Genomic DNA, 22,386 nt, shown 5'->3' on the forward strand with positions numbered 1-22,386 from the left:
CCACCGGCCACCCGCACCACCCGTACGGAAAGAGAAGGGACCCCCGTGTCAGACCTGCGACTCGGCGTCATCGGACTCGGCCTGCGCCGCTCCATCGCGATGTCCGCCCACCACCCGGGACAGGGCTCGGCGATCACCGCGGTGTGCGACCTCGACCCCGAGGTGCGCCGCCGCGAGGCCGAGCGCTTCGGCACGGACGTCGCGGTCGAGGACTACAAGCTGCTCCTCGGCCGGGACGACGTCGACGCCGTCATCATCGCGACGCCGGACGACACCCACGAGGCGATCGCCATCGACGCGCTGCGAGCCGGAAAGGCCGTCTTCGTCGAGAAGCCGCTCGGGATCACCGTCGAGAGCTGCGACAACGTCCTGCGCGCCGCGTACGAGACCGGGACCCGGCTCTACGTCGGCCACAACATGCGGCACATGGGTGTCGTGCGGCTGATGCGCGACATCATCGCCCGGGGCGACATCGGCGAGCCCAAGACCGTCTGGGTACGGCACTTCGTCGGCTACGGCGGCGACTACTACTTCAAGGACTGGCACGCCGACCGGACCCGGACCACCGGTCTGCTGCTCCAGAAGGCCGCGCACGACATCGATGTGCTGCACTGGCTGGCCGGTGGCTACACGCGGCGCGTCAACGCGCTGGGCGACCTGCTCGTCTACGGCGACCTGCCGCGCCGCGAGGCCGGCACCCCGCGGCCCGACAACTGGCTGCGCGAGTTCGACTGGCCGCCCACGGCCCGCAAGGACCTGCACCACGTCGTGGACGTCGAGGACGTCTCGGTGATGAACATGCAGCTCGACAACGGCGTCGTCGCCGCCTACCAGCAGTGCCACTTCACCCCGGACTACTGGCGCAACTACACCGTCATCGGCACCGAGGGGCGGCTGGAGAACTTCGGCGACAGCCCCGGTGACGAGGTCAAGGTCTGGAACACCGGCCCCAGCGGCTACCGCGCCGACGCCGACATCACCTACCGGGTCCCGGAGGCCGGCGGCTCGCACGGCGGCGGGGACACCCGGATCATGGCGGAGTTCTGCCGCTTCGTGCGCGACGGAGGCGTCACCGACACCTCGCCGGTCGCCGCCCGGATGAGCGTCGCCGCCGGTGTGCAAGCGACCCGCTCCCTGCGCGAGGGCGGTGCACCGTACGACGTGCCGGCCCTCGACCCCGAGCTGATCGCGTACTTCGAACGCGGTCAGGTCCGTTCCTGAGGATCTGACCGGGAAGGCCGGACAGGGCAGCGTGCCATGGCCCTGTCCGGCGGGTTTCACCGCACGAGATGCGCCCACGCACCGTCCGGGGCGGGGCGCAGGCAAGGCAACGATCCCCGTTCCCCCCATCAGAAGCAGGTGCGACGCATGACCCTGCGCCACTCATTGGGCACCATCACCGCCACCGCCGCGGCAGCCGCTCTGGCCCTGCTCGCCACGGCGGCCCCCACTCGGGCCGCGGACCTCGGCACCACTCCCGGCACGTACACCAACTACTCCTTCTCCGGTGCGCCGAAGCTGACCGACGTCACCTGGTCCACCACCGTCCTGCACGACCCCGGATACCGGGCGAACGTCTTCTGGAGCCACCAGTTCGGCTTCGACCAGGGCAACGGCGCCTACCTCGGCATGCAGTCCAACGGCGGGTCGAAGCGCACGCTCCTCTTCTCCGTCTGGGACGTCTCCGAGGCCACGGCGGGCTCCGCCGGGAGCTGGTGCCAGGGCTTCGGCGGCGAGGGCGAGGGCATGAGCTGCCGGATGAACCTCGACTGGACCGCCGGTCACCGGTACACCTTCACGGTCGCGGCCGAGGGCGACGGCTGGTTCGGCGCCACCGTCGCGGACACCGGCACGGGCGCCTCGTACAAGCTGGGCAGCATCAAGACCCCGGCCACCGCCATCTCACCGTCCGGGATGGTCGACTGGACCGAGTACTTCGAGTGGAACGACCCACGCGCCAACTGCTACGACCAGCCGTTCAGCGACGCCCGGTTCGGAGTGCCGACGGGCAACGGCGGCACGGTCACCGGCACGGTCTCGGGCACCTCCAACAGTGGCAACGCCTGCGCGCCCATGACCCGGACCGACGTCGCCGCCGACTCGACGGTACAGAACCTCGCCATCGGCAACTCGGTGCGCGGGGCGGTCACCGGACCGGACGGAAAGTGCGTGGACGCCTCCGGAGGCATCGCGGACGGCGTGGTGGCGGACCTCTACACCTGCGCGGGCGGCGACAACCAGGCCTGGGTGCGGGCGGCGGACGGTTCCGTGCGTCTGACGTCCGACTACTGCCTCACCGCGGAGGGCGCCGGTAACGGCGCAGCGGTACGGGTGCGCGACTGCGCCGGTACCGGCACCGGCGGAGCCGTCACCGACGGGTCCAGGCAGTGGACGTACGACGGTTCCGCGCACGCGCTCGTCAACAAGGCGTCCGGCCGCTGCCTCGACGTGCCGGGCGGTGACACCACGAGCGGGACGGCGCTCGAACTGTGGGACTGCCACGGCGGCGCCAACCAGCAGTGGAGCGTGCCCGCGACCTACTAGGACGTGTCCTGGACACCGTGCGTCACGGAGCCCCCGGCAGTCCGCTTCCAGCGGCGACACCGGGGGCTCTTCGACATCTGTTTTCAGCCATGCTCGGTGGGTAATCGGCCTGTTCCGGTTTGACTGGTGCCCACTGTCCGGCAATGACGGGACACGATGCGGTCGAGCGGTATTCGCCTAATTCTCCGAATAGTCAGGTGGGGAGGGTGGTTTCGATGCTTCCTTACGGTCACCGCTCGGCCGGACCGAGGGGCGTGCAGGGGCGATTTCACGCCAACAGGAAGGTGTTGTGGCCGGGTTCGAACGCGCGAGCGGAACGCGGTCGGCATAATCGCGTCCATGTCGATCACGGGTGGAGACGTCGTTGACCTGGGTCGGGGCCTGCACGCGTGGCTCCCACCGAAACGGGGCTGGGGGCTGGCCAACTGCGGCCTCCTCGTCTCGCCCCGCGGCGCGCTCTGGATCGACACCCCGTACGACGCGGTGCTGGCGGGCCGGTTCCTGGCCGAGAGCACGAAACTGCTGCCCGACGGTGTCTCCATCGACCGGGTGATCGTCACACACGCCAACGGCGACCACTTCTGGGGCGCCGGCGTGCTCCCGGACGCGGAGATCATCGCGACCCGCGAGGCACGCGACCACATCCACTACGAGCCCACCCCGAAGCAGCAGCACGCGCTGGTCAACGGCAGTGATCCGGCCGGACCGCTCGGCGCCTACCTCGGCCGCCACTTCGGCCCGTTCGACTGGTCGCGGACCGAACCGGTGCAGCCCACCACGTACTTCACGGGAGAGCTCGAACTGACCCTGGGCGAATTCCCCGTACGGATCACCGCCCTGCCGTCCGCGCACACCACGGGCGACCTGATGGTCCACCTGCCCGCCCAGAGCGCCGTGTTCAGCGGCGACATCATCTTCTCCTCGACACCGGAGCAGCCGGGCGACCACCCGATCCACTGGGCGGGCCCGCTGGGCAACGTGATCGCGGCCTGCGAACAGGTGCTGGCCACCGGGGCGGAGACGGTCGTGCCCGGCCACGGCCCCGTCCTCGACCGGGCCGGCGTACGCGACCACGTCGTCTATCTGCAGTACGTACGCGAGCGCGCCCACGCCTTCCACACCGCCGGGGTACCCGCCCTGGAAGCGGCCAGACGGGTGATCGGCGAGGGCCGGCACCCCGAACTCGGGCTCCCCGAGCGGCTCGCGGTGACGATCGGCAGCGAGTACCGACAGCTCGACGGATCCGAACTGCCCGGCGTGCTCCAGGTGATGACCGAGGTGGCCGAACTGGCGCAGGAAGTGGAGCGGGCCCGTGAGCCGGCTGCCGCGGCGGAGTGAGTGTCCGGCCGGCCGCCGAACCGGGCCGGTCATCCCTCCGATCCTCCGCAGCCGCCCCGGCCGCAGGACCGGCCCGACAAGAGAGAAGCGGTAAGGCATGGGATGGATCCTGGCGGTGATCGCCATCGCGGCCGCCGTGGTGGCCGCGGTCCGCTCGTACGAGTCCGCCCGCGCCGAACAGCACGCGGTGGCCCACGCAGAGCTGTGCGAACGGCAGCTGAAGGCCGCCGAGGCCCGCACCGCTGCCCTCGTCGACGAGATCCGGCAACTGGCCCACCGGCGGATCCCGGCCGCCGCGGTCGCCCTCTCCCACCCCAGCGCCCAGGTCCCAGGACTGCGCGAGGCGGCCGAGGTGGACGGCGAATCCGCCCGGCTGCTCACCGAGGCCGTGCAGGCCGCCCGGACCGCCGTCATCGAGGAACGGCAGCGCGTGGACGCCGCGGCCAGGGCGGCGATGCGCGGCACCTCGGCCAAGATCCAGTCACTGCTCAACCAGTCCCAGCAACTGCTGCACGAGCTCCAGCACGAGTACGACGACCCGCGCATCCTGCAACTGGACTTCCGCAACGAACTGGCGCTGCGCCGGACCCAGTCCACCGCCGTGCTGTGCGACGCCTGGCCCGGCCTCGCCCGGCAGAACTCACCACTCGTCGAGATCGTGCTCGGCGCCCAGTCCCGGGTCGCGGGCTACGAGCGGATCAAGGTGGCCAACCACCTGCGCGAGGAGCGGCTCGCCCTCGCGGCCAGGGCCGCCGAACCCCTCGCGATCGCGCTCGCCGAGCTGCTCGCCAACGCCACCGCGTACTCGCACCCCGACACCGACGTCACGGTGACGCTCCAGCAGCACGGAGGCCGAGGCGCGTTCCTGGTCGTCGACGACGCCGGAATCGGCATGGACGAGGACGCGCTCGAACGGGCCCGCGCACTCCTGGCGGGACCCGCGGAGGTGCTCCTGACCGAGCTGGGCGACCCGCCGCAGACCGGCTTCGCGGTCGTCGGCCGGCTCGTGGTGCAGTACGGCTTCCACTGCCACATCGAGGCCTCACCGTTCGGCGGCATGCGGACGATCCTGCGCGTCCCCGCCCATCTGCTGACCGTGCTGAAGGAGGACCGGACGCTCTCCGCCCTGGCGCCTGCGCCCGTACCCGCGCAGTCGGCCCCGGCCGAGCACACAGCCCCCGCGCAGGACCCACTGGAGGCCGCCACCGCGACGCCGACGGGCCTGCCCAGCAGACGGCGGCGCGCCCCCCGAGCGGCCACGGCCGCGTCCACTGCCCCCGCCGCGGCCCCGGCCGCCGGACAGGTGTCCCGTACACCGGAGCAGGCCGAGTCTTCCTGGGCGGCCCTCCAGCAGGGCACCCTCAACGGAAGGAGCGTCGCCGAGCGGGCCCCCGCACCGGATTCGGACGGCCACGACCCCCTGGGCGACCAGGACGACCAAGGAGACGACGAGACGTGAGCGCCCCCAGCCCCACCACCGGTGACCTCGCATGGGTGCTGACCCCGCTGCTGGAGCTGCCCGGAGTCCAGCACGCGGTGGTCGCCACCGGTGACGGCCTCATAGAGGGCGCCTCACCAGGCCTCGACCGGGCATCCGGCGAACGGGTCGCCGCGATGACCGCCACCCTGCACGCCGCCGCACGCGCCTTCACCACCGCGTTCACCGATGTCGAGGCCCCACGACTGGCCCAGACCGTCGTGGAGTCCGACCTCGGCTTCGCCGTCGTCGTACCTGCGGGGAACAACACCACACTCGCCCTGTTCGCCGAACCCGGCGCCAAACTGGGTGACATCGCCTACCAGATGCAGGTGCAGGTCACCGCGTTGACCCGGGCGATGCACGCGCCCGCCCGCCAACCGGACACCGCCGCCCGGCCATGAGCTCCGGACCGGGACGCCGGCTGATCCCCGCCTATCTGGTCACCGGCGGCCGGCCCCGGCCCGCCGGCCCCGCGCTCGACCGGCTCGCCGTGCTCGTACGCACCGATACCGCCCTGCCCCCGGACACCGGCTCGGAACAGCGCAGGCTGTGCGAGCTGCTGGAACCGGGCGCCCTCAGCGTCGTCGAGTGCGCGGCCCATCTGGAGCTGCCGGTCAGCGCCACCGTCTTCCTGGCCACGGACCTCGCGGCCGCCGGACTTCTGCTCACCCGACCGCCGATACCCAGTGCCGGGGACATCGACCGGTCGCTCGTCGAGAGGCTGCTCGTTGGACTCCGCTCCCTCCACTGACCGGACCGGCGTCGGCTATCTGCCGGCTGCCGCCCGGACCCTGATGAAGCTCGTCGTCACGGGTCCCTTCGGCGTGGGCAAGACGACCCTGATCCGTACGCTCTCGGAGATCGCCACACTCCACACCGAGGAGGCGATGACCCAGTCCAGCACCCTGCTCGACGACACCGCCGGACTCCCCGAGAAGACCACGACCACCGTCGCCATCGACTTCGGACGGCTCACCGTCCCGGACGACCTGGTGCTCTACATGTTCGGCACGCCCGGCCAGGAGCGGTTCCTGCCGCTGTGGGAGGACATCGCGCGCGGTGCGCTGGGCGCCCTCGTCCTGGTGGACACCCGGCGGCTCGGCGACTCCTTCGCGGTCATGGACATGGTGGAGGAACAGGGGCTGCCGTACGCCGTCGCTGTCAACCGCTTCCCCGACGCGCCCGCCCACAGCGACGAGGTCCTGCGCGCACACCTCGACCTCGACCCCGCGACCCCGCTGATCCAGTGCGACGCCCGGGAACGCCGCGGCAGCATCGACGCCCTGATCGCACTGGCCGAACACGTGCTGACCCGACTGCCGCAATCCGAGGACCTGTCATGACCCGGTACGCACAGCCGCCGCAGCCCCTCGCGCTGTACGGCCCCGACTTCGCGGCCGACCCGCGCGGCCACTACCGCAGGCTGCGCGAACACGGCCCGCTGGCGCCCGTGCGGATCGCGCCCGGTGTCGAGGCGATGCTGGTGACCGACTACCAGGCCGCCGTCGACCTGCTGCGCGACACCCACACCTTCAGCAAGGACCCCCGCGCCTGGCAGGAGACCATCCCGCAGGACTCACCCGTGCTGCCCGTGCTCGGCCACCGCCCCACCGCGCTGTTCAGCGACGGCGACGAGCACGCCCGCTACCGCGAGGCCATCAACGACAGTCTGGCCCTGATCGAACCGCACGTTCTGCGCGCGGACGTGGCCAGGGTCGCCCAGCAGCTCATCGGGGAGTTCGCCGCCACCGGCACCGGCGACCTCATCGCCCAGTACGCCGGACGGCTCCCGCTGCACGTGTTCACCACCTGGTTCGGGGTCGCACCCGAGGACGGCGAACGGATCGTCGACGGCGTCGGCGGCATGATGAACTCGGCCCGGGACGCAGCCGCGGCGTACGCCGACCTCGTCGAGGTCGTCACCCGGCTCGTCGCCGACCGGCGTGCCCGGCCGCGCCGCGATCTGACCTCGTACTTCCTCGCCCACCCGGCCCGGCTCGACAACGACGAGACCGTGCGCCAGATCACCCTGGTGATGAGCGCGGGCCACGACCCCACCACCAACCTGATCGGCAACGCGACCCTGCACATGCTCACCGACGAGCGGTACGCGGGCTCGCTGCACGGGGGAGCGATGACCGCCCACGAGGCGATCAACGAGGTCCTGTGGCAGGACCCGCCGCTGGCCAACCTGGCCGCGCACTACCCGCGCCACGACACCGAGTTCCACGGCGTCAGGCTGCACGCCGGGCAGCTGGTCCTGGTCTCCTTCGGCGCCGCGAACACCCAGTCCGTACCGGCCGCCCCGGAGACCGGGGCCCGCTCCGGCGCCAGCGCCCACCTCGCCTGGTCGGCCGGGCCGCACCGGTGCCCCGCGAAGCAGCCGGCACTGCTCATCGCGATGACCGCGATCGAGCAGCTCACCAGTCAGCTGTGCGATGCCGAACTGGCTGTTCCGGTCAGCGAACTGCTGTGGCGGCCCGGTCCGTTCCACCGGGCGCTGGCGCATCTTCCGGTACGTTTCACACCGCTGGACACCACGGTGATCGCGGACCCGGAAGCGCGCTCCGCCGACGCGCCCGGCAGCACTTCGACGGTGTCGATCAGCTCCTGAGCCGTGTCGCTGGTAGGCCGAACGGGTGAGGGGCGAGAGAATTGCCCGATGAACAGTGAGCGCAGCCGGCGCAACGCCAACCGATGCACAGACGGGGTGGTCCGGTGAGCAGGTACGACAGGTATGACGTCACGGACGAGCAGTGGGAGGGACTGGCCCAGGTCGTACCGCTGCGCAATCGCAACGAGTGGCCCTCCCGGGTGGACCACCGCACGGTCCCCGAGGAGCGGGAGAGCGCCGAGCAGCGGCGCATGGTGGTGCTGCGGGTCCAGATCTTCGCTGACGCACGCGAGGTCGCCGAGTACCTGGTCGCACAGATTCCGGTGCTGCTCGACCTGACGAGTGCCGAGTCCGATGTGGCCAAGCGGATCCTGGACTTCACCAGCGGCGTCGTCTTCGGACTGGGCAGCGGAATGCACCGGGTGGACCGGAACGTCTTCCTGCTGTCGCCCATCGGCATGGAGGTCGAGGGCGTGACGGCCGCGGGAGTGCCCGGGGCCTAGGAGTTCGGGGGGGCAGGCACGGGCTCGTCCGCACCGCCGGTATTCCGGCCGGTGGGGCGGGCGTTGTGCCGGTCCGGCCCGGTGTCGCGGGCGACGGGTCCGCTACGGCGACGGCGGCGGAGCGGGACGACGCCCCAGGGCCCGCGGGGGCGGCCGGAGCCTCGGTGGTAGACCTGGGACCGTGACAGAACTCGACGTACCCGCCCTGCAACGACGGCTCGCCGCATTCGCGGCCGCCCGTGACTGGGAGCAGTACCACACCCCTAAGAACCTGGCCTCGGCGCTCAGCGTCGAGGCGTCCGAACTCATGGAGATCTTCCAGTGGCTGACGCCGGAACAGTCGGCCCGGGTGATGGAGGATCCCGGGACCGCGCGCCGGGTGTCGGACGAGGTCGCCGACGTCCTCGCCTATCTGCTGCAGTTCTGCGAGGTGCTGGGCATCGACGCCCTGGCGGCGCTGGCCGCCAAGATCGAGCGGAACGAGGTCCGCTTCCCGGCCACTAAGGGTGACAAGACCGGGAATTGTCACTCTTCGGAGTGATCGATTTATTCACAGTCGGCAAGGTGTCCACAGATTTCCGAAATCCCCTGGCCTTTCGGTACCGCCGCCTTCACTGTGGGTAATGGAAGGGGTGAGCGGGTTTTCGTATCGAACGGGGGCAACGTATGGAAGCGGAGCGGCTGGTAGCGGTCATCAGGCGGGCTCTGGCGCAGAGCCGGGGCACGCCGGACATCATCGCCGAGGCCTGGCAGGCCCAGGCCCTGGCCCAGGCGGTCGGAAGCCGGCTGGCGGCGAGCGGACCCAAGGAGTTACGGGGCGAGGCGGCGGGCCTCAGCGAGATCGGCGGAAGAAGCAACGGGGCGCTCGACCACCCGGCGGCGCGGGCCTCGGTGGCCAGGGCGGCCCAGCTCTCCGAGGTCGCCGATCCGCGTGCGGCGCTGACCGGCCTGGGAGCGCTGCTCGGGGAAGTCGGGATAGCCCTGGTCGGGGTGGCGTGCGAGACGGACGAACAGAGCCTGTACTGGCAGTGCATGGAAGCGATCGACGCCGCCGACGAGTCGACGGACCGGGTGCGCGGAATGCTCCGGCTGCTCGACGAGCGGGACCGTGAGCGGCAGCAGGATCTGGAGCGGAGCCGGGAGCGGGACGGCCCCCACGGCGTGCTCCACGGACCGTCAGGTCCGGCCGTCGGCCGGCCCTGAGCGACCGGCGTCCCGGATGCGGGGCGCCTCGGACACCTCTGTGGCGAAAAGGGAGCGGGAGACGGACGAGCGGTGTCCGTGGGTGCAGGATGGAGGCATGGATCTTCGAATCTTCACCGAGCCCCAGCAAGGGGCGAGCTACGACACCCTGCTCACCGTCGCCAAGGCGACCGAGGACCTCGGCTTCGACGCCTTCTACCGTTCCGACCACTATCTGCGCATGGGCCAGGGGGACGGGCTCCCCGGCCCGACGGACGCCTGGATCACGCTCGCCGGGCTGGCGCGCGAGACCAAGCGGATCCGCCTCGGCACACTGATGACTGCGGGGACGTTCCGCCTTCCGGGCGTGCTCGCCATCCAGGTGGCACAGGTAGACCAGATGTCCGGTGGCCGCGTCGAACTTGGCCTGGGCGCAGGCTGGTTCGAGGACGAGCACAAGGCCTACGGCATTCCGTTCCCGCAGGAGAAGTTCGGCCGGCTGGAGGAGCAGCTGGCGATCATCACCGGCCTGTGGTCGACCGAGGTCGGCAAGACGTTCAGCTATGACGGTACGCACTACCAGCTCACCGACTCGCCCGCGCTGCCCAAGCCGGCGCAGGCCAAGGTGCCGGTCCTGGTCGGGGGGCACGGCGCGAAGCGCACCCCGCGGCTCGCCGCCAAGTACGCCGACGAGTTCAACATCCCCTTCGCCTCGCTCGAGGACACCGAGCAGCAGTTCGGCCGGGTCAGGGCGGCTGCCGAGGCGGAGGGCCGGGCGCCGGACGACCTGGTGTACTCCAACGCCCTGATCGTCTGCGTGGGTAAGGACGACGCCGAGGTGGCGCGCCGGGCCGCCGTCATCGGACGGGACGTCGCGGAGCTCAAGGCGAACGGGCTGGCGGGTTCGCCCGCCGAAGTGGTGGACAAGATCGGCCGGTTCGAGGAGATCGGGTCGTCCAGGATCTACCTCCAGGTGCTGGATCTCGATGACCTGGGGCACCTGGAGCTGATCTCGTCCCAGGTCCAGTCCCAGCTGACCTGAGACAGGCCGGCCCGCCCGGCAGGCTATTCGGTCCGCCCGGTCCGCCCGGTCCGCCCGGTCCGCGGTCCGCCCGGCTGCCTCGTTTCGTTCACCTCGTTCACCTCGTTCATCCGGGCAGTGAGGAGCAGTTGTGCGGCCCGCCCGCGAATGCGAACCGCCCTTCGCCGGGACACCGTCCCGCCCGCTGGCGCAGGCCCTGGCGGCGGACACGGTCCTGCTCGACGGCGGCCTCTCCAACCAACTGGAGGCGCAGGGCTGCGATCTGTCCGACGCGTTGTGGTCCGCCCGGCTGCTCGCCGACGGGCCCGAGCAGATCGTGGCGGCGCACACGGCGTATGTGCGGGCGGGGGCGCAGGTGCTCATCACCGCCAGTTATCAGGCGAGTTTCGAAGGGTTCGGGCGGCGCGGGGCCGGGCGGGCCGAGTCGGCCGCGCTGTTCGCCCGCAGTGTGGAGCTGGCCCGCCGGGCGGCCGGCTCGGTGCGGCGGGATGTGTGGGTCGCCGCCTCGGTCGGGCCCTACGGGGCGGTGATGGCGGACGGCTCGGAGTACCGGGGCCGCTACGGGCTCTCGGTCCGTGAGCTGGAACGCTTCCACCGGCCCAGGATCGAGGCGCTGGCCGCCGCCGGGCCCGATGTGCTGGCGCTGGAGACGGTGCCGGACACCGGCGAGGCACAGGCACTGCTGCGGGTAGCGCAGGAGTGCGGGCTGCCGGTCTGGCTCTCCTTCACCGTGGCGGGCGGGCAGACGCGCGCGGGGCAGCCGCTGGAGGAGGCGTTCGGTCTGGCCGCCGGGGACGACCGGGTGATCGCGGCAGGGGTGAACTGCTGCGACCCGGCCGACGCGGACGCGGCGGTCCGCACGGCGGCGGAGGCGAGCGGCAAGCCGGTCGTCGTCTATCCGAACAGCGGTGAGCGGTGGGATGCCGGGCGGCGGGGATGGGCTGGGGGCGCCACGTTCGATCCAGGCAGGGCCCCGGCCTGGCGGGCCGCCGGTGCGCGGTTGGTCGGAGGCTGCTGCCGGGTCGGCCCGGACACCATCGCGGAGCTGGCCGCGTTGCTCGGGGCGTCGGCGGCCGCCGACGCGGAAGGAGGGGGAACGGAAGCGGAGGCGGAGTGAGTGAAATTGCCTGGTGAGGGGGAGGGAAGCGCACCATACTCGGACGTGTGTTCCTGACGATCAGTACCACCGGCACCCCGGAGCGTCCCGCCACCGACCTCGGATTCCTGCTGCACAAGCATCCCGAAAAGGCGCAGACGTACTCCACATCCCACGGCACCGCACACGTCTTCTATCCCGAGGCGTCCGCCGAGCGCTGCACGGCGGCGCTCCTGCTGGAGGTGGACCCCGTGGCGCTGGTGCGGCGGGGCAAGGGCAAGGGCCGGGGCGGTGCCCCGGACGCGGCGCTCGCCCAGTACGTCAACGACCGCCCCTACGCGGCGTCCTCGCTGCTGTCCGTCGCCATGAGCACCGTCTTCAAGTCCGCCCTGAGCGGCACCTGCCGGGCGATGCCCGAACGGGCCGCTCGGCCGCTGCCGCTGCGGATCGAAGTGCCCGCCCTGCCGGCCCGTGGTGGTGCCGAACTGGTGCGCAAGCTCTTCGGGCCGCTCGGCTGGTCGCGGGTGGATGCGGAGGCGGTTCCGCTGGACGGGCAGTTCCCCGAATGGGGTGACTCGCGCTATGTACGGCTGGTGCTGGAGGGGGAGCTGAGGCTGTCGGACGCGCTGCGTCAGCTGTATGTCCTGCTGCCGGTGCTCGACGACGCCAAGCACTACTGGGTCTCGCCCGACGAGGTCGACAAGCTGCTGCGCGCCGGTGAGGGCTGGCTGGCCGATCACCCCGAGCAGAAGCTGATCACCAGCCGGTATCTGGCCCGTCGATGGGGTCTGACCCGGCAGGCGATGGAGCGGCTCGAACTGGTGCGGCTCGCCGAATCGGACGACCTCGACGTCGAGAGCATCGACAACGCGGTCGACGAGACGGCCGACACCGAGGAGCGGCCCGTGCCGCTCGCCGAGCAGCGGCGCACCGCGGTCCTGGCCGCGCTGAGCGCCGCGGGCGCGAGCCGGGTGCTGGACCTGGGCTGTGGCCAGGGCCAGTTGGTGCAGGCGCTGCTGAAGGACGTGCGCTTCACGGAGATCGTCGGTGTCGACGTGTCGATGCGCGCCCTCACCATCGCCTCGCGCAGGCTGAAGCTCGACCGGATGGGCGAGCGACAGGCCTCGCGCGTGGCGCTGTGGCAGGGCTCGCTCACGTACACCGACAAGCGGCTCAAAGGGTATGACGCGGCTGTGCTGAGCGAGGTCATCGAGCACCTCGACCTGCCGCGGCTGCCCGCGCTCGAGTACGCCGTGTTCGGCTCCGCCCGCCCCCGCACCGTGCTGGTGACCACGCCGAACGTCGAGTACAACGTCCGCTGGGAGACGCTCCCGGCCGGGCACGCCCGCCACGGCGACCACCGCTTCGAATGGAACCGGGCCGAATTCCGGAACTGGGCGGGTGAAGTGGCCGGCCGGCACGGATACCGGGTGGAGTTCCTGCCCGTAGGACCCGACGACCCCGAGGTGGGACCACCCACGCAGATGGCCGTGTTCACCATGACCGCGGCAGACGGAACCGAGAAGGAGGCGAAAGCCGCATGAGCAGCACCCCGGACAGCACCACGCGCACCCTGCCGGTGACCGACCTCTCGCTCGTGGTCCTCATCGGGGCGAGCGGATCGGGCAAGTCCACCTTCGCCCACCGGCACTTCGAACCGACCGAGGTCATCTCCTCGGACTTCTGCCGGGGCCTGGTCGCCGACGACGAGAACGACCAGAGCGCCAGCCGGGACGCCTTCGACGTCCTCCACTACGTCGCGGGCAAGCGCCTGGCCGCCGGACGGCTGACAGTCGTCGACGCCACCAGTGTCCAGCCCGAGAGCCGCCGCCAGTTGGTACGGCTGGCCCGGGAGCACGACGTACTGCCCATCGCGATCGTGCTCGACCTGCCCGAAGACGTCTGCCTCGCACGGAACGCGGACCGTCCCGACCGGGCCGGAATGTCCCGCCACGTCGTCCAGCGCCACCGCCGCGAGCTGCACCGATCGCTGCGCGGCCTGGAGCGCGAGGGATTCCGCAAGGTCCACATCCTGCGCACCGAGGAGGAGGCCGAGCACGCCGAAGTGGTGCGGGAGCGCCGCTATAACGACCTCCGCCACCTCACCGGCCCCTTCGACATCATCGGCGACATCCATGGCTGCAGCGCCGAGCTGGAGACCCTGCTCGGCAAGCTCGGCTACACGGACGGGGCGCATCCCGATGGGCGCACCGCCGTCTTCGTCGGCGACCTCGTCGACCGCGGCCCCGACAGCCCCGGGGTGCTGCGCCGGGTCATGTCGATGGTGGCGGACGGCAACGCACTGTGCGTGCCCGGCAACCACGAGAACAAGCTCGGCCGCTACCTCAAGGGCCGCAAGGTCCAGCAGACCCACGGACTCGCCGAGACCGTCGAGCAGTTGGAGCGCGAGGACGCCGACGACCCGGAGTTCCGGCAGCGGGTCAGGGAGTTCATCGACGGGCTCGTCAGCCACTACGTGCTGGACGGCGGCAAGCTGGTCGTCTGCCACGCAGGACTGCCCGAGAAGTACCACGGACGCACCTCCGGACGGGTGCGTTCGCACGCGCTGTACGGCGACACCACCGGTGAGACCGACGAGTTCGGCCTGCCGGTGCGCTACCCGTGGGCGGAGGACTACCGGGGGAGCGCCGCGGTCGTCTACGGCCACACCCCCGTCCCCACCACCTCCTGGATCAACAACACCATCTGCCTGGACACCGGCGCGGTCTTCGGCGGACGGATGACCGCGCTGCGCTGGCCGGAGCGCGAGCTCGTCGACGTACCGGCCGAGCAGGTCTGGTACGAGCCGGTGAAGCCGCTGGTCACCGAGGCGCCCGGCGGCCACGAGGGCCGTCCGCTCGACCTCGCCGACGTGCGGGGCCGCCGGGTCGTGGAGACCCGGCACATGGGCCGGATCTCGGTACGCGAGGAGAACGCGGCGGCGGCGCTGGAGGTCATGAGCCGGTTCGCCGTCGATCCCCGGCTGCTCGCCTACCTCCCGCCGACCATGGCGCCGACGGCCACCTCGAAGGAGGAGGGCTACCTGGAGCACCCGGCCGAGGCGTTCGCGCAGTACCGGGCGGACGGCGTGGAACGGGTCGTGTGCGAGGAGAAGCACATGGGCTCCCGCGCGGTGGCCCTGGTCTGCCGGGACGCGGACGTGGCACGGGAACGCCTCGGGACCGGCGACACCGGCGAGGGCGCCCCGACGGGTGCCCTGCACACCCGTACCGGACGCCCGTTCCTGGACGACCCCTCGCTGACCGAGGCCGTCCTCGGCCGGCTGCGTACGGCGGTCACCGCCGCAGGGCTTTGGGAGGAGTGGGAGACCGACTGGGTACTGCTCGACGCCGAGCTGATGCCCTGGTCCCTCAAGGCGGCCGGACTGCTCCGCTCGCAGTACGCGGCGGTCGGCGCCGCCTCGGGCGCCGTCTTCCCCGCGGCCGGTGCGGCCCTCGCGGCAGCGGCGCGGCGCGGCATCGACGTCGGCGAGCTCGCGGACCGGCAGCGCGGCCGGGCCGAGGACGCCGCCGCGTTCACCGAGGCCTACCGCCGCTACTGCTGGAGCACCGAGGGGCTCGACGGGGTGCGCCTCGCACCGTTCCAGATCCTCGCCGTACAGGGCCGCTCGCTCGCCGCCGTACCCCATGACGAGCAGCTGGCCTGGCTGGACCGGCTGGTGGAGCACGACCCCACGGGTCTCCTCCAGGTCACCAGGCGGCTCGTCGTCGACACCGCCGACGAGGCATCGGTCCGCTCCGGCATCGACTGGTGGCGGGAGATGACCGGCCGCGGCGGTGAGGGCATGGTCGTCAAGCCGCTCGGCGCGTTCGTCAGGGACGGCAGGGGCCGGCTGGTCCAGCCCGGCATCAAGGTGCGCGGCCGGGAGTACCTGCGGATCATCTACGGACCCGAGTACACCCGCCCGGAGAACCTGGAGCGGCTGCGCGGCAGGTCCCTCGGCCACAAGCGTTCGCTCGCCCTGCGCGAGTACGCCCTGGGCCTCGAAGCGCTGGACCGGCTGGCCGGGGGCGAGCCGCTGTGGCGCGTCCATGAGGCGGTGTTCGCGGTGCTGGCGCTGGAGTCGGAACCGGTGGACCCGCGGCTCTAAGGGCTGTCCCGTGATCCCCGGCGGGCGCGCGACGCCGGCTACGGCGCCGCGCCGCTTTGCCGGAACGCCCGAATGCATCCAGTATGCGGACGTCCCTCCGCCTTGCAATGCACCGCACCTGACGCCGCGCGCTGATCCACCAGGGCTTACGGGACAGCCCTTGGGCGCTTTCCGTTTGGCGGTTCGCCGGGTGAACGGTGCTCCGGGCGGTGAGGATGTGGGCATGGGATTCCATGTCGACTCCGAGGCCGGGCGGCTGCGCCGCGTCATCCTGCACCGCCCCGATCTGGAACTGAAACGGCTCACCCCGAGCAACAAGGACGCGCTGCTCTTCGACGACGTGCTCTGGGTGCGCAGGGCCCGCCAGGAGCACGACGGCTTCGCGGACGTGCTCCGCGACCGCGGCGTGGATGTCCACCTCTTCGGGGATCTGCTGCGCGAGTCGCTGGAGATCCCGGTGGCCCGGCGGCTGGTGCTGGACCGGGTCTTCGCGGAGAAGGAGTACGGTCCGCTCGCCACCGAGCACCTGCGGGCGGCCTTCGAGGAGCTGGACGCCACCGAACTCTGCGAGGCGCTGGTCGGCGGGATGACCAAACGGGAGTTCCTGGAGCGGTTCCGCGAGCCGACCTCGGTCCGATTCCACGTCATGGACCTGGACGACTTCCTCCTCGGGCCGCTGCCGAACCACCTCTTCACCCGTGACACCTCGGCCTGGATCTACGACGGCGTCTCCATCAACGCCATGCGCTGGCCGGCCCGGCAGCGCGAGACCGTCCACTTCGAGGCGATCTACCGCCACCACCCGCTCTTCACCGGACCGGAGGCGGGCGCGTTCCACCACTGGTCGCAGGGGCAGGACGACTACCCCTCCACCATCGAGGGCGGCGACGTCCTGGTCATCGGCCGCGGCGCCGTGCTCATCGGGATGAGTGAGCGCACCACACCGCAGGCGGTGGAGATGCTGGCACGCGGACTCTTCGACGCCGGGTCGGCCCGGACGATCGTGGCGCTCGACATGCCCAAGAGCCGGGCTTTCATGCACCTCGACACGGTGATGACGATGGTCGACGGGGACACCTTCACCAAGTACGCGGGCCTGGGCATGCTCCGCTCCTACACCATCGAGCCGGGCGACGGCCCGCGTGACCTCAAGGTCACCGACCATCCGCCCGAGCACATGCACCGCGCCATCGCCGAGGCGCTGGGGCTGGACTCGATCCGGGTGCTCACCGCCGTCCAGGACGTGCATGCGGCCGAGCGTGAGCAGTGGGACGACGGGTGCAACGTCCTGGCCGTCGAACCGGGCGTCGTCGTCGCCTACGAACGCAACGCCACGACCAACACCCACCTGCGCAAGGAGGGCATCGAGGTCATCGAGATCCGCGGCAGCGAACTGGGCCGCGGCCGGGGCGGCCCCCGCTGCATGAGCTGCCCCGTGGTCCGCGATCCGGTGTAGCCGGCCGGGGTCAGCGGCCGGCGGCCGGCTCCGGTGCACGGGTGCCGACCGTCGGCGCGCCGAACCACTGGTGCAGTGCGGCCCGCAGACCGCCGATGTCGTCCGGTCCGTGCCCGGTCCACGCGATGTGGCTGTCTGGACGAAGCAGCAGGCCGGCCGCGCTCGTGCCCTCGGCCTTGCCGCTCACGACGTCGACCCGGTCGTGCCAGGGCTCCGCGGCCCCGGCGAAGTCGCCGGACAGGTCCAGCAGCAAGGGCCGGGCGGCGGTCGTCAGGTCGGCCAGCCGACGGACTCCCGCACCGGTGTGCACCACGAGGTCGGGCACGAAGCCCTCGGTGGTTCCGGCGAGGAGGTGGGCTATGCGTTCGGTGCCACCGGGCGATGCGAGCAGTTCGCCGAAGACGGTCCGCAGGGCACTGACCTCAGGTCCGGGCCGCATCAGCGCCGACTGGGACAGGGTCGAGGCCACGACGCGTTCCGCGACCGGCCGGCGTTCCTCGTCGTAGGTGTCGAGCAGCCCGTCGGGGGCCCACCCCCGCACTGTGGCGGCCAGCTTCCAGCCGAGGTTGACCGCGTCCTGCAGGCCGAGGTTGAGGCCGGGGCCGCCGATCGCCGAGTGCACATGGGCCGCGTCGCCCAGGAGCAGGACCCGCCGGTCCCGGTAGCGCTCCGCCAGTCGCGTGTTGCCGCCGACGAGCCGTCGAAGCAGATGCGGTCCTTCTCCCTCCGGCTGCCCCACGGGCACCGGGACGCCCAGCACGCGTTCGGCGCTCGCCATCATCTCCCCGAAGGTCATCGGGGCGGTGTGCTCGCCGGGCACACCGGTCTCGGTGGTGTGAAGTGCGGGCGGCCGGCCGGGCAGCAGCGCCCACACGATCGTGCCGCGCTCCGTGCGCACGTACAGGGCCGGCGGAAGGCTGCCGTAACCGGGGACGATCAGCTCCTGGTCCGGGCTCAGGTGCTCGTCCGACACGGACACGTTCGCGGAGCGACTGACGAAGTCGTCGGTCGTCACTCCCGGGAAGCCGATGCCGGACAGGCGGCGCACGACGCTGTGCCCCCCGTCCGCCCCGACCAGGTATCGGGCGGTGAGCGTCCCGCCGTCGGAGAGGGAGATCCGGACGACATCGCCGTCCTGGCGCAGACCGGTCACCTCCTGTCCCCGGCGAAGGTCGACGCCGAGTTCCAGAGCGCGTTCGGTGAGGGTCCTTTCGATCTGCTCCTGCGGTACCGGGAGCAGCCTCACGGGGTTGTCGCCGAGCGCTGTGAGGTCGAGCGTGAACGCGCCGAACATGTAGCGGGGAGCGGGCAGGGGCGGCTCGGCGGACCCGCTGAGGCGGGTGTAGAGGCCCCGGCGGTCGAGCATGCGCACCACCTGACCGACCAGGCCGTTCGCCCGGGGCTCGGTCTTCGGGCCGGCGAGCCGCTCCAGTACGACCGGGCGCACCCCGGACAGTGCCAGCTCGCAGGCGAGCATCAGCCCGTTCGGACCACCGCCGACGATAACCACATCAAGCATGACAATTCTCCTTCTGGGGCAATGGCGGACTTTTTCGGACCGTGGTGGGCCTGTTCGGGGCATGGGGGAGCGGGGGCTGCGCGTGGCAGCCCCGATGCGGGGTGGGGCCGAGCGGCTTACGGAGTGGGGAGCCCCGCGGCCACCATGCGCAGCGCCCGGAGCAGCAGGGTCTCCATCGACTCGCCCGTGCCGCCTCGTACGAACAGATCGATGGCGACGTTGTTCGCGGCCATCACGCTCGCGGCCACCAGGTTGGGGTAGAGCTCGGACGCGGGATCCATGCCCATGCGGTCGGCGACGGCTGCGGCGAGCTCCTTCTCCGCGGTCCTGCCGGCCCGCAGCATCTCGGCCTCCAGCGCGGGTTCGGCCAGCATCACCTGAAGGCCGGCCGCCCACTCCTCGGGCCCCTGGGGCGGCATGTGCTCCACCTCGGGGCCGGGCTCCAGCTGTCGAAGCGCCGCCCGGGTGATCGCTTCCCACAGGGGCTCACCGGGCGGTCCGTGACGCAGCTCGGCCGCGAGCCGCAACGAGCGCTCGAGGTGGCGGAACGCGATCGCTTCGGCCTTGCTGGAGAAGTAGTTGTTGTAGGTGCGCGGGGACACGCCGACCGCCGCCGCGATGTCCTCGACCTTGACCGCGCTCAGCCCGCGCTCCACGGTGAGCCGGATCGCGGCCCAGCTCAGCGCCGCGCGCGTGGCTTCCTTCTTCCGTTTCCGAAGACCGCTCATGCCGTTCAGGCTAACAGATAGTGCGTGGTGCGCAAATATTCGCGCCACGCAACTTTCAACCCGCCGCGCCCCATGACGCCTGTATAGCGATGCAATGTGTCGTATACACTTCCAGAGTTACCGTATGCGTCCCCCCGCCCGACCCAGGAGCAGTCACCATGGCCATAGACCTCGAAGGCCGCCACTTCATCAAGGAGCTGGACTTCACGGCCGAGGAGTTCCGCGGCCTGATCGAGCTGGCCGCGGAGCTGAAGGCCGCGAAGAAGGCGGGGGCCGAGGTGCAGCGGCTGCGGGGCCGGAACATCGCGCTGATCTTCGAGAAGACCTCGACCCGTACCCGGTGTGCTTTCGAGGTGGCCGCTGCCGACCAGGGGGCGTCGACGACCTACCTGGACCCGACCGGCTCCCAGATGGGCCACAAGGAGTCGGTGAAGGACACCGCGCGGGTCCTCGGCCGGATGTTCGACGGGATCGAGTACCGCGGCGACAGCCAGGCGGCCGTCGAGGAGCTGGCCGCGTACGCCGGGGTCCCCGTGTTCAACGGGCTCTCCGACGACTGGCACCCGACCCAGATGCTCGCCGACTTCCTCACGATGACCGAGCACAGCACGAAGCCGCTGGAGCGGATCGCCTTCGCCTACCTCGGTGACGCCCGGTTCAACATGGGCAACTCCTACCTGGTCACCGGCGCCCTGCTCGGGATGGACGTGCGGATCGTCGCGCCGAAGGCCTACTGGCCGGCCAACGGCATCGTCGCCGAGGCCCGCAGGCTCGCCGGGGTGAGCGGGGCGACCGTCACCCTCACCGAGGACATCGCCGAGGGGGTGCGGGGCGCCGACTTCGTCGCCACCGACGTCTGGGTCTCGATGGGCGAGCCCAAGGAGGTCTGGGACGAGCGCATCACCGCCCTCGCGCCGTACGCCGTCACCATGGACGTCCTGCGGGCCACCGGGAACGCCGACGTGAAGTTCCTGCACTGCCTCCCCGCCTACCACGACCTCGGCACCAAGGTCGGCAGGGAGATCCACGCCCGGCACGGCCTGAGCGAGCTGGAGGTCAGTGACGAGGTGTTCGAGTCCGCCCACTCGGTCGTATTCGACGAGGCGGAGAACCGGATGCACACCATCAAGGCGGTACTTGTGGCATCCCTGGCCGGGCACTGACCCGGGCAAACCGCATGTTCATGCGACCAATTGGGTGAACATGCGCACCGGCGCCTATCATGGTGCCTGTTGGTGGGGTTCGAGCTCGCACGCTCGAACCCCATTTTCGTGTGTCCCACCGGCCCCCACGCCGCCGGGACGCGCCCCCCACGTGTGCCACCAGAGATGAGAACAGTCCCGTGAGCCCCCTGCGCCTGCCCGGCCCGCCGCACCGCGTCAAGGACCCCCACCAGTTGATCGCCGAGTCGGGAGCCGACCTGGAGGGGCACGGCCTCAAGCGCACCATGGGGCTCTTCCAGCTGGTGTGCTTCGGAGTCGGCGCCGTCGTCGGTACCGGCATCTTCGTCGGCCTCTCCGACAGTGTCGCCAAGGCCGGTCCCGCCGTCGTGCTGTCCTTCGTCCTCGCGGCGATCACCTGCATCTTCACCGCGTTCTCCTTCGCCGAGCTGGGCAGCGCGATCCCGGTCTCCGGCAGCTCGTACTCCTTCGCCTACGCCACCCTCGGCGAACGCGTCGCCTTCCTCGTCGGCTGGTGCCTGCTCCTGGAGTACGGCGTCTCGGTCTCCGCCGTGGCGGTCGGCTGGAGCCAGTACGTCAACGAACTGCTCGACAGCCTCCTCGGACGGCAGCTGCCCGCCGCGCTCTCCTCCGGGCCCGGCGACGGCGGCGTGGTCAATCTGCCCGCGGTCGTCGTGGTCATGATGGCCGCCACCCTGCTCGTGCGGGGCATCCGGGAGAGCGCCGGGGCCACGGCCGCGATGGCCGTCCTCAAGATCACCGTCCTGGTCATGTTCTGCGCCATCGCCTTCACCGCCTTCGAGCACGGCAACCTCACCCCGTTCGCGGCCCACGGCGCGGCCGGCGTCACCGCGGGGGCGTCGCTCGCGTTCTTCTCGTACATCGGCTTCGACGCCATCACGACCGCGGGCGAGGAGGTCAGGAACCCCCGGCGGAACATCCCGCTGGCGATCATGATCTGCATCGGCCTGGTCACGCTGCTCTACTGCGCCGTCGCGCTCGCCGCCATCGGAGCCCTCGGCCCGGACGCCGTCTCCGACAGACCGGCTGCGCTCTCGCTCATCGTCAACCAGGTCACCGACTCCACGATCGGCGGCGCGATCATCGCCTTCGGGGCGATCGTCGCCATCGCCTCGGTCGTCCTCGCGGTGATGTACGGACAGACCCGCATCCTGATGTCGATGTCGCGCGACGGGCTGGTGCCGCGGGTCTTCGAGCGGGTCTCGCCGCGTACCTCGACGCCGGTCGCCAACACCTGGATCGTGGCCACCGTCTTCGCCGTACCTGCCGCCTTCTCGTCCCTCGACGTGGTGGTGAACCTGACGACCATCGGGACGCTCGCCACCATGGTCGCCGTCAATGTCGCGGTGATCGTGCTGCGTCACCGCAACCCCGAGGTGAGGGGCTCCTTCAGGATCCCGCTCCACCCCGTCGGCCCGGTGCTCGGCGTCGGATTCTGCGTCTATCTCATGTACGGCACCGGCTGGGCGACCTGGGCGCAGTTCGCGGTGTTCCTGGCGGCCGGGGCCCTGCTGTACGCCTGCTACGGGCGCGGCCGCTCCCGGCTGGCCGGGAGCGGAGCCCGCTGACCT

At 71.2% G+C, this 22,386-nt stretch carries 20 protein-coding genes; 18 read left to right on the forward strand and 2 right to left on the reverse strand.

The genetic code is table 11. From position 1 onward, the window contains the following. Positions 1–45 precede the first annotated feature (45 nt). The 16 genes from ACFVJX_RS27870 to ACFVJX_RS27945 all read left to right on the forward strand — a co-directional run bounded on the left by ACFVJX_RS27870 (position 46) and on the right by ACFVJX_RS27945 (position 17,366). A complete protein-coding gene (locus ACFVJX_RS27870; protein WP_384132089.1) occupies positions 46–1,221 on the forward strand; it encodes a Gfo/Idh/MocA family protein in 1,176 nt (391 codons plus the stop codon). A gap of 147 nt (positions 1,222–1,368) precedes the next feature. After that, on the forward strand, positions 1,369–2,544 hold the full coding sequence (locus tag ACFVJX_RS27875) for a ricin-type beta-trefoil lectin domain protein (RefSeq protein WP_384132086.1): 1,176 nt from the start codon (positions 1,369–1,371) through the stop codon (positions 2,542–2,544). A 339-nt stretch (positions 2,545–2,883) separates the two neighbouring features. Beyond that, positions 2,884–3,882: an MBL fold metallo-hydrolase gene (locus tag ACFVJX_RS27880; RefSeq protein ID WP_384132083.1), complete on the forward strand. Its 999-nt coding sequence runs from the start codon at positions 2,884–2,886 to the stop codon at positions 3,880–3,882. A gap of 97 nt (positions 3,883–3,979) precedes the next feature. Further along, on the forward strand, positions 3,980–5,341 hold the full coding sequence (locus ACFVJX_RS27885; protein WP_384132080.1) for an ATP-binding protein: 1,362 nt from the start codon (positions 3,980–3,982) through the stop codon (positions 5,339–5,341). Beyond that, positions 5,338–5,763, forward strand: coding sequence for a roadblock/LC7 domain-containing protein (locus tag ACFVJX_RS27890; RefSeq protein WP_384132077.1), 426 nt, complete (start codon positions 5,338–5,340; stop codon positions 5,761–5,763). The genes ACFVJX_RS27885 and ACFVJX_RS27890 overlap by 4 nt, the downstream gene beginning before the upstream one ends. Then, positions 5,760–6,113, forward strand: a complete 354-nt coding sequence (locus ACFVJX_RS27895; RefSeq protein WP_384132074.1) for a DUF742 domain-containing protein — start codon at positions 5,760–5,762, stop codon at positions 6,111–6,113. Before ACFVJX_RS27890 ends, ACFVJX_RS27895 begins: the two co-directional genes overlap by 4 nt. Further along, the gene (locus tag ACFVJX_RS27900; RefSeq protein ID WP_384132072.1) at positions 6,091–6,705 is read left to right on the forward strand and encodes an ATP/GTP-binding protein; all 615 of its coding nucleotides are present in this window, start codon (positions 6,091–6,093) and stop codon (positions 6,703–6,705) included. The genes ACFVJX_RS27895 and ACFVJX_RS27900 overlap by 23 nt, the downstream gene beginning before the upstream one ends. After that, complete coding sequence (locus ACFVJX_RS27905; protein ID WP_384132070.1) at positions 6,702–7,976, forward strand: cytochrome P450; 1,275 nt, start codon at positions 6,702–6,704, stop codon at positions 7,974–7,976. Before ACFVJX_RS27900 ends, ACFVJX_RS27905 begins: the two co-directional genes overlap by 4 nt. Positions 7,977–8,059: 83 nt before the next feature. Further along, positions 8,060–8,479: a cell division protein SepF gene (locus tag ACFVJX_RS27910; RefSeq protein ID WP_384195313.1), complete on the forward strand. Its 420-nt coding sequence runs from the start codon at positions 8,060–8,062 to the stop codon at positions 8,477–8,479. A 181-nt stretch (positions 8,480–8,660) separates the two neighbouring features. Beyond that, positions 8,661–9,020: a nucleotide pyrophosphohydrolase gene (locus tag ACFVJX_RS27915; RefSeq protein WP_384132064.1), complete on the forward strand. Its 360-nt coding sequence runs from the start codon at positions 8,661–8,663 to the stop codon at positions 9,018–9,020. 125 nt (positions 9,021–9,145) lie between these two features. After that, positions 9,146–9,682 (forward strand): DUF6099 family protein, encoded by a 537-nt coding sequence (locus ACFVJX_RS27920; RefSeq protein WP_384132062.1) that lies wholly within the window; start codon positions 9,146–9,148, stop codon positions 9,680–9,682. A 97-nt stretch (positions 9,683–9,779) separates the two neighbouring features. Further along, on the forward strand, positions 9,780–10,703 hold the full coding sequence (locus tag ACFVJX_RS27925) for an LLM class F420-dependent oxidoreductase (RefSeq protein WP_384132059.1): 924 nt from the start codon (positions 9,780–9,782) through the stop codon (positions 10,701–10,703). A gap of 130 nt (positions 10,704–10,833) precedes the next feature. Beyond that, positions 10,834–11,820 (forward strand): homocysteine S-methyltransferase, encoded by a 987-nt coding sequence (gene mmuM / locus ACFVJX_RS27930; RefSeq protein ID WP_384132056.1) that lies wholly within the window; start codon positions 10,834–10,836, stop codon positions 11,818–11,820. Between the two features lie 47 nt (positions 11,821–11,867). Continuing rightward, on the forward strand, positions 11,868–13,343 hold the full coding sequence (locus ACFVJX_RS27935) for a 3' terminal RNA ribose 2'-O-methyltransferase Hen1 (protein ID WP_384132053.1): 1,476 nt from the start codon (positions 11,868–11,870) through the stop codon (positions 13,341–13,343). After that, on the forward strand, positions 13,340–15,910 hold the full coding sequence (locus ACFVJX_RS27940) for a polynucleotide kinase-phosphatase (protein ID WP_384132051.1): 2,571 nt from the start codon (positions 13,340–13,342) through the stop codon (positions 15,908–15,910). The genes ACFVJX_RS27935 and ACFVJX_RS27940 overlap by 4 nt, the downstream gene beginning before the upstream one ends. Before the next feature lie 223 nt (positions 15,911–16,133). Next, positions 16,134–17,366 (forward strand): arginine deiminase, encoded by a 1,233-nt coding sequence (locus tag ACFVJX_RS27945; RefSeq protein WP_384132048.1) that lies wholly within the window; start codon positions 16,134–16,136, stop codon positions 17,364–17,366. Between the two features lie 10 nt (positions 17,367–17,376). Here ACFVJX_RS27945 and ACFVJX_RS27950 read toward each other — a convergent pair whose 3' ends face one another. Next, the gene (locus ACFVJX_RS27950; protein ID WP_384132045.1) at positions 17,377–18,885 is read right to left on the reverse strand and encodes an FAD-dependent monooxygenase; all 1,509 of its coding nucleotides are present in this window, start codon (positions 18,883–18,885) and stop codon (positions 17,377–17,379) included. A gap of 116 nt (positions 18,886–19,001) precedes the next feature. Next, on the reverse strand, positions 19,002–19,613 hold the full coding sequence (locus tag ACFVJX_RS27955) for a TetR family transcriptional regulator (RefSeq protein ID WP_384132043.1): 612 nt from the start codon (positions 19,611–19,613) through the stop codon (positions 19,002–19,004). Between the two features lie 158 nt (positions 19,614–19,771). Between ACFVJX_RS27955 and argF the strand changes: the two genes are divergently transcribed. Next, the gene (gene argF / locus ACFVJX_RS27960) at positions 19,772–20,776 is read left to right on the forward strand and encodes an ornithine carbamoyltransferase (RefSeq protein WP_384132040.1); all 1,005 of its coding nucleotides are present in this window, start codon (positions 19,772–19,774) and stop codon (positions 20,774–20,776) included. A 179-nt stretch (positions 20,777–20,955) separates the two neighbouring features. Continuing rightward, complete coding sequence (locus ACFVJX_RS27965) at positions 20,956–22,383, forward strand: amino acid permease (RefSeq protein WP_384132038.1); 1,428 nt, start codon at positions 20,956–20,958, stop codon at positions 22,381–22,383. Positions 22,384–22,386 lie beyond the last annotated feature (3 nt).

The sequence above is a fragment of the Streptomyces sp. NPDC127177 genome, assembly GCF_042672475.1.
GTDB lineage: Bacteria > Actinomycetota > Actinomycetes > Streptomycetales > Streptomycetaceae > Streptomyces.

Coding starts and splice junctions, on each gene's coding strand:
- ACFVJX_RS27875 (WP_384132086.1), top strand. CDS start 1,369: ATGACCCTGCGCCACTCATTGGGCACCATCACCGCCACCGCCGCGGCA.
- ACFVJX_RS27880 (WP_384132083.1), top strand. CDS start 2,884: ATGTCGATCACGGGTGGAGACGTCGTTGACCTGGGTCGGGGCCTGCAC.
- ACFVJX_RS27885 (WP_384132080.1), top strand. CDS start 3,980: ATGGGATGGATCCTGGCGGTGATCGCCATCGCGGCCGCCGTGGTGGCC.
- ACFVJX_RS27895 (WP_384132074.1), top strand. CDS start 5,760: ATGAGCTCCGGACCGGGACGCCGGCTGATCCCCGCCTATCTGGTCACC.
- ACFVJX_RS27905 (WP_384132070.1), top strand. CDS start 6,702: ATGACCCGGTACGCACAGCCGCCGCAGCCCCTCGCGCTGTACGGCCCC.
- ACFVJX_RS27910 (WP_384195313.1), top strand. CDS start 8,060: ATGCACAGACGGGGTGGTCCGGTGAGCAGGTACGACAGGTATGACGTC.
- ACFVJX_RS27920 (WP_384132062.1), top strand. CDS start 9,146: ATGGAAGCGGAGCGGCTGGTAGCGGTCATCAGGCGGGCTCTGGCGCAG.
- ACFVJX_RS27925 (WP_384132059.1), top strand. CDS start 9,780: ATGGATCTTCGAATCTTCACCGAGCCCCAGCAAGGGGCGAGCTACGAC.
- ACFVJX_RS27940 (WP_384132051.1), top strand. CDS start 13,340: ATGAGCAGCACCCCGGACAGCACCACGCGCACCCTGCCGGTGACCGAC.
- ACFVJX_RS27945 (WP_384132048.1), top strand. CDS start 16,134: ATGGGATTCCATGTCGACTCCGAGGCCGGGCGGCTGCGCCGCGTCATC.
- ACFVJX_RS27950 (WP_384132045.1), bottom strand. CDS start 18,885: ATGCTTGATGTGGTTATCGTCGGCGGTGGTCCGAACGGGCTGATGCTC.
- ACFVJX_RS27955 (WP_384132043.1), bottom strand. CDS start 19,613: ATGAGCGGTCTTCGGAAACGGAAGAAGGAAGCCACGCGCGCGGCGCTG.
- argF (WP_384132040.1), top strand. CDS start 19,772: ATGGCCATAGACCTCGAAGGCCGCCACTTCATCAAGGAGCTGGACTTC.